The organism is Paraburkholderia sp. CI2, assembly GCF_014201055.1.
Lineage (GTDB): Bacteria > Pseudomonadota > Gammaproteobacteria > Burkholderiales > Burkholderiaceae > Paraburkholderia > Paraburkholderia tuberum.
This window is the reverse complement of sequence record NZ_JACHDL010000022.1, coordinates 90,136-102,284: the sequence shown is the minus strand read 5'-3', so window position 1 is coordinate 102,284 and position 12,149 is coordinate 90,136. Positions and strand designations below refer to the sequence as shown.

Below are 12,149 nucleotides of genomic sequence, written 5' to 3'. Positions count from 1 at the left end.
GCACGGCTCATGTATGACTCGCCGTGTCGCGCAGCCTAACCGAGGAGCTCATGCCCATGAACGGGAATATCGCCCAGTTGATCGGCCGGCGCGTCGCCGTCACTGCGCTGACGCTGCTGATTGTCTCGATCATCATCTTCGTGATCACCAACCTGTTGCCGGGCGATGCCGCGCAGGCCGCACTCGGCCAGTCGGCGACGGCGGATACGGTCGCGGCGCTGCGGCTGCAGTTCGGCCTCGACCAGCCGGCATACCTGCGGTACTTCCATTGGCTCGTCGGTCTGCTGCACGCGAACTTTGGCGTGTCGCTGTCGAGCAATCTGCCGGTGTCCGAGATGATCGAAGGGCGCCTGCCGAAGTCGCTGACCCTCGCGGCGATCACCACCGGGGTGTCGGTGCCGATCGCGGTGTCGGCGGGCATTCTTGCGGCAGTCAAGCGCGACTCGCTGATCGATCGGATCGTGAGCCTCGGTACGCTGTCGCTGGTCGCCACGCCCGAGTTCCTGATCGCGACGATGGCGGTGCTGGTGCTGGCCGTCAAGCTGCACTGGCTGTCAGCGCTGTCGTACAGCGGCGAGATCGAGAGCCTGCACGACTTTCTGCGCGCGTATGCGATGCCGGTCGTCACGCTGTGCGCGGTCGTGATCGCGCAGATGGCCCGCATGACACGCGCCGCGGTGATCGAGCAACTCAGTTCTTCGTATGTGGAAATGGCGATGCTCAAGGGCGCGAGCCCCGCCCGCATCGTACTGCGCCACGCACTGCCGAATGCGATCGGCCCGATCGCCAATGCAATCGCGCTGAGCCTGTCTTATCTGCTTGGCGGCGTGATCGTCGTCGAGACCATCTTCAACTACCCGGGCCTCGCCAGCCTGATGGTCGACGCGGTCAGCAACCGCGACTTCCCGCTCGTACAGGCCTGCACGCTGCTGTTCTGCCTCGGCTATCTGCTGCTCGTGCTGCTAGCCGACCTGTGCGCCATCATCTCGAACCCGAGGCTGCGGACATGACGATTCTTCGACCTTCTTCCGATGCGCCTCACCGGCTCGGTGCGCTCGAACCGGTGCAACGCAGCAGCATGATGCCGCAGGGCGCCGATCCCGCGCGGTCCTGGGGCGGCGGCGGAGGCCCGGCGCCTCGACCGGTGCGCCGTCGCAGCCTCGCGCAACGCATGAACCTGTCGACCGGCGGCTGGATCGGCCTGGCGATGGTCAGTTGCGCGTTGTTCGTCGCGGCGTTCGCACCGTGGCTCGCGCCGCATTCGGTCGGCGCGATCCTCACGCCTGACGTATTCGCGGGCTTCAGCGCGAAGCTGCCGCTCGGCTCCGACTACCTGGGTCGCGACATGTTGACCCGCATCATCTACGGGATGCGCCTGACGGTCGTGCTCGCGCTGGCGGCGGCGCTGCTCGCGGCGCTCACGGGGACCATGCTGGGACTGCTCGCGGCCGTGGCCGGCCGCCGGATCGACGAAACCATGAGCCGGCTGCTCGATGCGGTGACGTCGATCCCGTCGAAGATGTTCGCGCTGATGATCGTCGCCGCGTTCGGCTCGTCACTGCCGTTGCTGATCGTGACCGCGGCGATCAGCTACATGCCGGGCTCGTACCGGATCGCCCGCTCGCTGGCGGTCAATATCGGCACGCTCGAATACGTGCAGGTCGCGCGGGCGCGCGGCGAAAGCGCGCTCTACATCGCGTGCTTCGAGATGCTGCCGAACATGATTCATCCGATACTCGCCGACACCGGACTGCGCTTCACTTTCGTCGTGCTGCTATTGAGCAGCCTGAGCTTTCTCGGTCTCGGCGTGCAGCCGCCGTATGCCGATCTCGGTTCGCTGGTACGCGAGAACATCGCCGGCCTCGGTGAAGGCGTGCCGGTCGTGATCCTGCCCGCGATCGCAATCGCGATGCTCACGGTCGGCGTGAACCTGCTGATCGACGGACTGCCGCATCATGGCCGCCGCAAGGGCATGCCTGATGCCGATGGAGGCCACTGATGAAGGCACCCTTTTTCAGACGTGCTCACGCGGCCTTTGAGGCCATCTCGAGGACCGCGCCGCTACCGCCGTCGAATCTGGTCGAGGTACGGGGCCTGCGCGTGGTGGGAAGCCGGCCCGGCGAGCCGGATACGACGATCGTGCATGACATCGACTTCGAGATTGCGCGCGGCGAGGTGCTCGCATTGATCGGCGAGTCGGGCTCGGGCAAGACCACGATCGCACTGTCGCTGATGGGCCATGCACGCAGCGGCTGCCGCATCGCGGGCGGCGCGATCCGGGTGGGCGACACCGACGTGCTCGGGCTCTCGCCGAAAGCGCTCGCGGGATTGCGTGGCCGCAAGGTTGCCTACATCGCGCAAAGCGCGGCCGCTGCGTTCAACCCGGCGCGCCCGATCATGGACCAGGTGATCGAAAGCGCGCTGATTCACGGCACGCTCAGCAAGCGCGCCGCGCGGGCCAAAGCGGTCGAACTGTTCCGCGCGCTCGCGCTGCCGGAGCCGGAGACGATCGGCCGGCGCTACCCGCACCAGGTGTCGGGCGGCCAGTTGCAGCGGCTGATGGCGGCGATGGCGCTGATCACCGACCCCGAACTCGTGATCCTCGATGAACCGACCACGGCGCTCGACGTCACCACGCAGATCGACGTGCTGCAAGCGTTTCGCAGCGTGATCCGCCAATGCGGAATGACGGCTGTCTACGTATCGCACGATCTGGCGGTGGTCGCGCAGATGGCGGATCGCATCGTCGTGCTAAGCAACGGTGAAATCCGCGAAACGGGCCGCACCGAACAGATTCTGCATGCGCCGGCGCACCCGTATACGCAAAGCCTGATTGCTGCCGTGACGCCCGTCGCCCCGGCTGCCTGCACCTCGGCGGCTCCCGACGCAGCCCAGCCGAACACGCCGCTGCTCGAACTGCGCGGTCTGACGGCCGGCTACGGCCGCACGGACGCGAAGGGCTGGCCGCACAAGGTCATTCTGCGCGACGTGGACCTCGTGATCGATCGTGGTCAGACGGTAGGCGTGATCGGCGAATCCGGTTCGGGCAAGACGACGCTCGCGAAGGTGATCGCCGGGCTCGTGCCGATGGCGCGCGGCAATCTGCTGCTCGACGGTGAGCCGCTCGCCGCCAACCTCAGCCGCCGCAGCCGCGAACAGTTTCGCTGTATCCAGATCGTGTTCCAGAACGCCGACACCGCGCTTAATCCGACGCACACCGTCGAGCGCACGCTGGCGCGTCCGCTGAAGTTCTATCACGGCATGAAGGGCGAGGCCGCGCGGCGCCGCGTCGCCGAACTGCTGGGCCTGGTGCGCCTGCCTGCCGAGCTGGCGCAGCGGCGCACCGGAGAGCTGTCGGGCGGGCAGAAACAGCGCGTGAATCTCGCGCGGGCGCTGGCCGCCGAACCCAAGTTGATCCTGTGCGACGAAGTCACGTCCGCGCTTGATACGGTGGTCGGCGCTGCCATTCTCGAGCTGCTGCGCGATCTGCAAAAGAAGCTCGGCGTGTCATATCTGTTCATCACGCACGACATCGCCAAGGTGCGTGCGATCAGCGACGACATCGTCGTGCTGTACGCGGGGCACCGCGTCGAGACGGGCAACCGTGACGCGTTGTCGGCGCCGCCGTATCACCCGTATTCACATCTGCTCGTGTCGTCGGCGCCGGAGCTTCGCGCCGGCTGGCTCGAAGAAGCGGGCGAGCGTTGTCATCAGACGTTGCCGCCGATCGGTGAGTCGACTCATGAGCCGGAGCTTTGCACATTTCTCGCGCGATGCCCGATGCGCATCGACGGTGTCTGCAATCGCACGTCGCCGAGCGTGCGCACGCTCGCGAGCGGCGCGCAGGTGCTGTGCCATCGCAGCGAAGCGGAACTGGAGCGATACCAGAGCGGGCCGCCCGACGGTGCTGCTGCGGCGAGCGTGCTCGCGCAGTCCGGCACGGTGCGGGTCTGATGCCGCTACGAAAACGTAGCGCGAGGGGATAGAACATGACCGGAGTCTTCTACGACTGCGCAGGCGACAGGACCGTGGCGATGTCGCGCGCGATCAGGCGGGCCGTGGCTTTTATCGAGAGTTCGTTCGCGCAGCCCGTCAGCCTCGCGACGCTCGCCGCCACCGCCGGGTTGAGTGTTTCGCGCTTCGCCACCCTGTTTCGCAAAGAGGTGGGTATTTCGCCTCATCGCTATGTGTGTCTGGTGCGAATTCAGCACGCTAAACGGCTATTGCGTGACGGCGTCCCGCCCTGTGAGGTCGCTGCCGAAGTCGGATTTTTCGATCAAAGTCACCTTGGCCGACACTTTCGGCGCGCGGTCGGCGTGACGCCGGGGCATTTCGTTGCTTCGCCAGAATCGGGCAGCGCATTCAGATGAAGCGAGGGCCGATGGAGGTGAGCTGGACGCGTTGCAGTGGGGTAGCGAAAGAGCTGCCTGGTTCAGAGATAGCGTGGGCAACCTGCTCGGTATCGGGCAACCGCTTAAGTAAGCAGGCCGACGCCATGCCTCGAAGAGCCGCAGGCTATCAGAGCAAAGGGACACGACTATTGTCGATTTTTTGACTCCCCGCTCGTCGTGGGTATGGGCGGCCGTGTTGCGATGCGCTGCCAACCGGCCCCTACTGTGCGTGTGTAAACAAGGAGATTGCAAATGAATTACATCGATGGATTTGTTGTCCCCGTACCTACGGCCAACCGCGAAATTTACAGGCAGTTCGCCGAAAGAGCGGCGGCCGTCTTCAAGGAGTACGGCGCGTTGAAGGTGGTCGAGTGCTGGGGAGATGACGTGCCAGAGGGCAAGGTGACGTCGTTCCCAATGGCGATCAAGCGCAAGGATGATGAGACGGTGGTGTTCTCCTGGGTTGTCTGGCCGTCGCGTCAGTCGCGAGACGAAGGGATGAAAGCGGTGATGGCCGACCAACGGCTGCAACCGGAAAAAAATCCAATGCCTTTTGACGGTCAGCGGCTAATCTATGGCGGTTTCGAAGTGATCGTCGACGCGTGATGGCGTAAAAATATGGCGCCGGTTCGAGTGAGACGCGAGCCGACGCCGCTGTCCGGCATTGAACATCCTCAGTCCATGAAGCGTTACGCTTCCCCGAAACCCCCGCCACCCGGCGTTTCCACCACGAACACGTCGCCCGCGGCCATCTCGACGCTCGCGATATGGCCCAATGCGACGATCTCGCCGTCCGCGCGCTCGACGCGATTGCTGCCCCGCCTTCCCGCGCGTCCACCTGCCGCGCCGAAAGGCGCGTGAATGCGGTTGTTCGAGAGAATCGACGCGGTCATCGGCGCGAGAAAGCGGATGCGCCGGATCGCGCCGTTACCGCCGCGCCAGCGTCCCGCGCCGCCCGACTCCGCGCGGATCAGGTGCGACTCGAGCCGCACGGGATAGCGCCATTCGAGCACTTCGGGATCGGTCAGGCGCGAGTTGGTCATGTGCGTCTGTACCGCGTCGACGCCGCAGAAGCCATCGCCTGCGCCGCTGCCGCCTGCGATCGTCTCGTAGTACTGGTAGCGCGCGTCGCCGAACGTGAAGTTGTTCATCGTGCCCTGACTGGACGCGACGATGCCCAGCGCACCATAGAGCGCATTCGTAATCGCGGACGATGTCTCCACGTTGCCCGAGACCACCGCTGCCGGATAAACCGGATTGAGCATCGAGCGGTCCGGGACGATCACCGAGAGGGGCTTCAGGCAACCCGCGTTGAGCGGGATGTCCTCGCCGACGAGCGTGCGGAACACGTACAGCACGGCTGCCATGCAGACCGCCTTCGGCGCGTTGAAGTTGTTCGGCAGTTGCACGGACGTTCCGCTGAAGTCCACGGTCGCACTGCGCGTCGCAGCATCGACGCGAATGGCGACGTCGATCACCGCGCCGTTATCGAGTTCGTAACGGTACGCGCCGTCCTTGAGGGCGCCGATCACGCGGCGCACCGCTTCTTCGGCATTGTCCTGCACGTGCTGCATGAAGGCGAGCACCACGTCGCGGCCGAATTGCGCGACCATGCGGCGCAGCTCGTCCACGCCCTTCTGGTTCGCTGCGATCTGCGCGCGCAGATCGGCCATGTTCTGTGCGACGTTGCGTGCCGGATAGCGGCCCGATGCGAGCAGCGCGCGTGTTTCGGCGTCGCGCAGCACGCCCGCTGAAACAAGCTGCCAGTTATCGACCAATACGCCTTCTTCTTCGATATGCGACGAAGCGGCTGGCATCGAACCGGGTGTGATTCCGCCGATATCCGCATGGTGGCCGCGCGAGCCGACGTAGAAGAGCGGCTCGGCCGAACCGTCTGCGAACACGGGCGTGATGACGGTCACGTCGGGCAAATGTGTGCCGCCGTGGTACGGGTCGTTGAGCATGAACACATCGCCGTCGCGCATCGCGCCGCGATTTCGCTCGATGACGGTCTTGATGCTCTCGCCCATCGATCCCAGATGCACGGGCATGTGCGGCGCGTTCGCAATCAGATTGCCCGCAGCATCGAAGATCGCGCACGAGAAGTCGAGGCGCTCCTTGATGTTCACCGAATACGCCGTGTTTTGCAGACGCAATCCCATCTGCTCGGCAATCGACATGAACAGATTGTTGAATATTTCGAGGCGCACGGGGTCGGCCTCCGTGCCGATCGAGCGGCGCGTGGGCAGCGGTTGCACGCGGGTCATCACCACGTTGCCTTGAACGGTCAGCACCGCCTGCCATCCCGGCTCGACCACGGTCGTGCCGTTCTTTTCGGCGATGATCGCCGGGCCGTCGAGCGTGTCGCCTGCGCACAGCGTTTCGCGCTGGTAGAGCGATGCGTCGTGCCAGCTACCGCTCGAATACATGCGCACAACCGACTGCGCATGGGGCGCGTCGCCTGCCGCACGCTGCGGCAGGCTGCCGGCATCGACTGGCGCGTCGGAACGGCCGATCGCTTCGACGCAAGCGAGTTCCGCGATGAGCGGCGTATCCGCCATCAGGAACGCGTAGCGTTGACGATAGGCCGCTTCGAAAGCGGCGCGCATTGCGTCGACGCTGCCCGCGGGCACTGCGAGCGATGAATCGGTGCCCTGATAGCGCAGATGGACACGTCGCTCAGTCGTGATACGCGCGGCGTCCACGCCCTGTTCGAGCAGTGCGCCGGTTGCATCGGCCGCGAGCGCATCGAGCGCGGCTTCCAGCGTCGCAAGCGATGAGTCGTCGAGCGAGGTTTCGAGCGCTCGCTCGCGCATCGCCGTCTGATCCGCGAGGCCCATGCCGTAAGCGGAGAGCACACCGGCAAGCGGATGCGCGAACACCCGCGTCATGCCGAGCGCGTCGGCCACACCGCACGCATGCTGGCCGCCCGCGCCGCCGAAAGTCGTCAGCACATACTGCGAGACGTCGTGGCCGCGTTGCACTGAAATTTTCTTGATCGCGTTAGCCATGCTGCCAATGGCGATCTCCAGGAAACCTTCAGCGAGCTCTTCTGGTGTGCGACGCTGACCCGTAGCCGCGAAGATTTCATCGGCGAGTGCCCGAAAGCGTTCAGCGACGACCTCGCGATCGAGCGACTCGTTCGCGTTCGGACCGAAGACGCGCGGGAAATAGTCGGGCTGAATCTTGCCGAGCATCACGTTGCAGTCGGTGACCGCGAGCGGGCCGCCGCGCCGGTACGCCGCCGGACCCGGATTGGCGCCCGCCGAGTCGGGGCCGACACGCAGCCGGGCGCCGTCGAAGCCGAGCACCGAGCCGCCACCTGCCGCCACGGTATGGATGCTCATCATCGGCGCGCGCATCCGCACGCCTGCCACCTGCGTTTCGAATACGCGCTCGAACTCGCCGTTGAAGTGCGAGACGTCCGTCGACGTGCCGCCCATGTCGAAGCCGATCACGCGCTCGAAGCCCGCTGCCTGTGCCGCGCGCACCATGCCGACGATACCGCCCGCCGGGCCGGAGAGAATCGCATCTTTGCCCTGAAATACATCGGCGCGTGTCAGTCCGCCGCTGCTTTGCATGAACTGCAGGTTCACGCCCGGCATTTCGCTGGCGACCTGATCCACATATCGGCGCAGGATGGGCGACAGATAGGCATCCACCACGGTCGTATCGCCGCGCGAGACCATCTTCATCAGCGGCGAGACTTCGTGGGAAACCGAGATCTGCGTGAAGCCGATTCGGCGCGCCAGATCCGCAAGCTCGCTTTCATGCGACGTGTGGCGATAACCGTGGATCAGCACGATTGCGAGTGCGCGGATGCCCTTGTGGTAGACCTCGCGCAGTGCGCGCTCCGCTGCCGCGTGATCGAGCGTCGCGACCACTTCGCCTTGCGCGCTCATGCGTTCGTCGATTTCCACCACGCTCTCATAGAGCGCTTCCGGCAACGCGATGTCGAGATCGAACAGGCGCGGGCGGTTCTGATACGCGATCCGCAACACATCGCGCAAGCCTCGCGTGGTGACGAGCGCTACCGGCTCGCCCTTGCGTTCGAGCAGCGCGTTGGTCGCGACCGTCGTGCCCATTTTGACCATCTCGACGTCGCGCGACGTAATCGGTTCTCCGGCTCGCAGGCCAAGCACATGGCGAATCCCGGCGACAGCCGCATCGCGATACTGCTCCGGGTGTTCGGAAAGCAGCTTGTGCGTGGTGAGCGTGCCATCCGGGCGGCGCGCGACGATATCGGTGAACGTGCCGCCGCGGTCGATCCAGAACTGCCAGCGGGACGGCGTGCAAACATCGGAGGCGTGATCGTGCTTCATGGTGTCGTGGTCGTGATGCGAAAGTGGTAGTGGTGTGCGCAAGATGAAAATCAGGCCGATTCGAGTTCGCGACCGCGCGTCTCGGGCAGCGTAAGCGCGGCGATGATCAGTACGCCATACGCGGCCACGGCGAAAATCCCGATGCTCGTGCCCAGGCCGAAGCGGCTCGACAGCACGCCGATCAGCACCGGAAACAGCGCCCCGATCGCGCGGCCGACGTTGTAGCAAAACCCCTGGCCCGAGCCGCGCACACGGGTCGGAAACAGTTCGGTGAGAAACGCGCCCATGCCGGAAAAAATGCCCGACGCGAAAAAGCCGAGCGGAAAGCCGAGCCACAGCATCGATGCATTCGTGAGCGGCAACGAGGTATACGCGAAGGCAATCGCCATCGAGCCCAGCGCGAACAAAATGAAGTTCGGCTTGCGGCCGATGCGGTCCGTGAGCCATGCGCTGCACAGATAGCCCGCGTACGAGCCCGCGATGATCGTCGCCAGATAGCCGCCCGTGCCCATCACCGTGAGATGACGTTCGGTCTTGAGGAAAGTCGGCAGCCACGTCGTGATCGCGTAGTAGCCGCCCTGTGCGCCCGTCGTAAGCAGTGCGGCGCGCAGTGTCGTCGAAAGCAGCCTGGGAGAGAAGATCTCAGTGAAGCGCGGCGTGTCTTGAGTGTCGTACTGCTGAACCCTGGCCTGTTCGAATACTTCAGGTTCCTTCACATAGCGGCGGATCGCGAGCACGAGCAGGGCAGGCACGACTCCGATCAGGAACAATGCGCGCCACGCGATTTCAGGCGCCACCACGGAGAACAGCACCGCGTAGAGCAGGGCCGCCATGCCCCAGCCGAGCGCCCAGCCCGACTGCACGAGACCGACCGCCTTGCCGCGGTCGCGCGTGCGGATCACCTCGCCGATCAGCACCGCGCCCGCCGTCCACTCGCCGCCGAAGCCGAAGCCCATCAACGCGCGAGCCGCGAGCAACTGGCCGTAGTTCTGCGCGAGGCCGCATAGGCCGGTGAACACGGCGAACCACAAGACGGTGAGCTGCAACGTGCGCACACGGCCGATGCGATCGGAAAGAATGCCGGCAATCCAGCCGCCGAGCGCAGAGGACAGCAGCGTCAACGTGCCGATGAAGCCGGCGTCCGCGAGCGAGATGCCCCAGGTAGCGACGAGCGTCGGGATGACGAAGGAAAGCATCTGCGTGTCCATGCCGTCGAGCATGTAGCCGACCTTGCAACTCCAGAACGCGCGACGCGCGTGCGGACCGGCTTCGGCATACCAGGAAAGCTGCGGGCTTCCCGTTCCTGACTTCATGTCGGCGGCATCGTCGACGCTCGCCGTGAGTGTCTTGCTGTCCATCTGCTGCTCCTATGGATAGACGCATGGGAAACGATCGAAGCCACGCACGAACGTAGGGATGCGTCATTCCCTCCGGGCCGCGCGGCCCGATGGCTTCAAGGTGCTGTGAATCGCTTGTTGCACGACGGCGCGGCGCGCCGCCGGGACGGTCAGAAAATAGCCAGCGACGCGTTAGTGATATCCGTCATCAGCATGTGGCCCGGCGCGTGCGCAACCGCGAGCGGCAGCTTCGCGGCCATCAGTGCCGTTTGCGGCGTCACGCCGCAAGCCCAGTAGACAGGCAGTTCGCCCGCGCGGATCGTCACCGGTTCGCCGAACTCGGGGCGCGCGAGATCGACGATGCCGAGTTCCGCTGGATCGCCAATATGCACGGGCGCGCCATGCACGCCCGGAAAGCGGCTCGTGATCTGCACGGCACGGATCGCGTCGGCGCCGCGCAGCGGCCGCATCGACACGACGAGGTCGCCGCCGAACACGCCCGCCCGCTGGTTGGGGATGCTGGTGCGGTACATCGGCACGTTGCGGCCTTCTTCGACGTGGCGCAGGCCGATGCCTTCCTTCGCGAGCATGTGCTCGAACGAGAACGAACAGCCAATTGCAAATACGACGAAATCGTCCTGCCAGAGCGCTTCGATCGATTCGACGCGCTCGCTCAGGTTGCCGTCGCGATAGACGTTGTACGCGGGCACGTCGGTGCGGATGTCGATGTCGCGCCCGAGCATCGGCACGCGGAACTCGCCAGGCTCGCCCACCCCGAGCAGCGGACATGGCTTCGGATTCGCATGGCAAAAGCGCAGGAAATCGTGCGCGTGCGCAGCGGGCAGGATCGCGAGATTGGCTTGCGCGTAGTCGCCGCAATGGCCGGCCGTCGGGCCACGGAAGTCGCGGTGACGGACGGCCTGGCGGAATTCGGATGGAGTCATGGTGTTGGCGTGCTCTGGCGGTTGCATCGGATTGTCTGCGGTGGGCGATGCGTTTTGCCTACCGTCAGGCGAAGCATAGAAAAGAAGAAAATTTGACGCCAGCTAGTTTTCTTTGCGCCAGGTGAATAGAATTTCTTAACGGAATCGCGGGTTTTCCCGAGTCACGTTGAGATTTTTGGAGCGGTTTGCTCCCGTTGCATTGCCCACCTTTGACTGATGAATACGCGCTTCCTCGAAACCTTCGTTACGCTTGCCAAGCTGCGCAGTTTCCGCACTACGGCGACCGCGCTTCACGCCACGCCGGCGGCGATCTCGCAGCGCCTGAAGGCACTGGAAGACGAATTGCATACCGTGCTCGTCGATCGCGAGAGCCGCGAATTTCGGCTCACGCCGAACGGCGAATATCTGCTCGGCTACGCGAAGGCCGTGGTCGAGGCGACGCGCCAGTTGCAGGCCGCCGCGTCACATGAAGGCGCGATGCGCGGCAAGTTGCGACTCGGCGTGATCGAGACGGTCGTGCATAGCTGGCTTGCCGACTATCTGCGGCGGCTCTCGAAGGACTATCCGCAGCTCGAAGTGGAGCTTGCGGTGGACGTGAGCGTGGTGCTGCAGCGGCGTCTGATGGCGGGCGAACTCGATCTGATCGTTCGCGTGGAAGGCAGCGACGAGGAATCGATCGTCTGCGATGCGCTCGCGAACTATCCGGTGCACTGGATCGCGCGCGCGGGGCTGCTACCGCCTTCGCGCAGCGGACTCGCGAAACGCGTGCTGCGTCATCCGATCCTCACATTCGGGCGCGGGACGGCGCCTCATCGCGCGCTGGAGGACATCGTCAGCAAGCTCGCACTCGCCAACGGCGTGCCGCTCGCGGATACGCGCATTACGGGTTCACCATCGATTTCGGTGATCGTGCAACTCGTGCGCGATGGCTTCGGCGTGGCGGCAATTCCGCGTCTGTTCGTCGATGATCTGATCGCGCGAGGCGAGGTGGTCGAACTGCCGCTGCAGCCCTCGCCGCCGTCCATCGTGGTGTCGATGTCCCGACGCGCGGATGCGCCGCTTTTCGTGCACGGCGCAGCGAACGCGGCACGTGCGGCGTGTCATGAATACTGCGAGCAGGGAGACCGACGCTTGATCGAGCGGCTATAGAGCCCG

Annotated in this window: 9 protein-coding genes; 6 read left to right on the top strand and 3 right to left on the bottom strand. The window is 64.9% G+C overall.

The window, feature by feature from the left end; genetic code table 11:
* The first annotated feature begins 56 nt into the window (after nt 1-56).
* The 5 genes from HDG32_RS26310 to HDG32_RS26290 all read left to right on the top strand — a co-directional run bounded on the left by HDG32_RS26310 (nt 57) and on the right by HDG32_RS26290 (nt 4,997).
* The gene (locus tag HDG32_RS26310) at nt 57-1,010 is read left to right on the top strand and encodes an ABC transporter permease (protein WP_184071908.1); all 954 of its coding nucleotides are present in this window, start codon (nt 57-59) and stop codon (nt 1,008-1,010) included.
* Complete coding sequence (locus HDG32_RS26305) at nt 1,007-1,999, top strand: ABC transporter permease (RefSeq protein ID WP_184071906.1); 993 nt, start codon at nt 1,007-1,009, stop codon at nt 1,997-1,999. Before HDG32_RS26310 ends, HDG32_RS26305 begins: the two co-directional genes overlap by 4 nt.
* The gene (locus tag HDG32_RS26300) at nt 1,999-3,954 is read left to right on the top strand and encodes an ABC transporter ATP-binding protein (protein WP_260336602.1); all 1,956 of its coding nucleotides are present in this window, start codon (nt 1,999-2,001) and stop codon (nt 3,952-3,954) included. The genes HDG32_RS26305 and HDG32_RS26300 overlap by 1 nt, the downstream gene beginning before the upstream one ends.
* Nucleotides 3,955-3,989: 35 nt before the next feature.
* Nucleotides 3,990-4,370: a helix-turn-helix domain-containing protein gene (locus HDG32_RS26295; RefSeq protein ID WP_184071904.1), complete on the top strand. Its 381-nt coding sequence runs from the start codon at nt 3,990-3,992 to the stop codon at nt 4,368-4,370.
* 273 nt (nt 4,371-4,643) lie between these two features.
* Nucleotides 4,644-4,997, top strand: coding sequence for a DUF1428 domain-containing protein (locus HDG32_RS26290; protein ID WP_184071902.1), 354 nt, complete (start codon nt 4,644-4,646; stop codon nt 4,995-4,997).
* 83 nt (nt 4,998-5,080) lie between these two features.
* On the opposite strand, the gene HDG32_RS26285 is transcribed toward HDG32_RS26290, so the two are convergent.
* The 3 genes from HDG32_RS26285 to HDG32_RS26275 form a co-directional block, all read right to left on the bottom strand.
* Nucleotides 5,081-8,713, bottom strand: coding sequence for a hydantoinase B/oxoprolinase family protein (locus HDG32_RS26285; RefSeq protein WP_184071900.1), 3,633 nt, complete (start codon nt 8,711-8,713; stop codon nt 5,081-5,083).
* Nucleotides 8,714-8,763: 50 nt separating this feature from the next.
* Nucleotides 8,764-10,071, bottom strand: coding sequence for an MFS transporter (locus HDG32_RS26280; RefSeq protein ID WP_184071898.1), 1,308 nt, complete (start codon nt 10,069-10,071; stop codon nt 8,764-8,766).
* A 149-nt stretch (nt 10,072-10,220) separates the two neighbouring features.
* Nucleotides 10,221-11,021: a putative hydro-lyase gene (locus HDG32_RS26275; RefSeq protein ID WP_260336601.1), complete on the bottom strand. Its 801-nt coding sequence runs from the start codon at nt 11,019-11,021 to the stop codon at nt 10,221-10,223.
* 189 nt (nt 11,022-11,210) lie between these two features.
* Between HDG32_RS26275 and HDG32_RS26270 the strand changes: the two genes are divergently transcribed.
* Nucleotides 11,211-12,143, top strand: coding sequence for a LysR family transcriptional regulator (locus HDG32_RS26270; protein WP_184068182.1), 933 nt, complete (start codon nt 11,211-11,213; stop codon nt 12,141-12,143).
* Nucleotides 12,144-12,149 lie beyond the last annotated feature (6 nt).

Bases quoted from the DNA above. Each gene is read 5' to 3' on its own strand.
- HDG32_RS26310 (WP_184071908.1), top strand. From the start codon at position 57: ATGAACGGGAATATCGCCCAGTTGATCGGCCGGCGCGTCGCCGTCACT.
- HDG32_RS26305 (WP_184071906.1), top strand. From the start codon at position 1,007: ATGACGATTCTTCGACCTTCTTCCGATGCGCCTCACCGGCTCGGTGCG.
- HDG32_RS26300 (WP_260336602.1), top strand. From the start codon at position 1,999: ATGAAGGCACCCTTTTTCAGACGTGCTCACGCGGCCTTTGAGGCCATC.
- HDG32_RS26295 (WP_184071904.1), top strand. From the start codon at position 3,990: ATGACCGGAGTCTTCTACGACTGCGCAGGCGACAGGACCGTGGCGATG.
- HDG32_RS26290 (WP_184071902.1), top strand. From the start codon at position 4,644: ATGAATTACATCGATGGATTTGTTGTCCCCGTACCTACGGCCAACCGC.
- HDG32_RS26285 (WP_184071900.1), bottom strand. From the start codon at position 8,713: ATGAAGCACGATCACGCCTCCGATGTTTGCACGCCGTCCCGCTGGCAG.
- HDG32_RS26280 (WP_184071898.1), bottom strand. From the start codon at position 10,071: ATGGACAGCAAGACACTCACGGCGAGCGTCGACGATGCCGCCGACATG.
- HDG32_RS26275 (WP_260336601.1), bottom strand. From the start codon at position 11,021: ATGCAACCGCCAGAGCACGCCAACACCATGACTCCATCCGAATTCCGC.
- HDG32_RS26270 (WP_184068182.1), top strand. From the start codon at position 11,211: ATGAATACGCGCTTCCTCGAAACCTTCGTTACGCTTGCCAAGCTGCGC.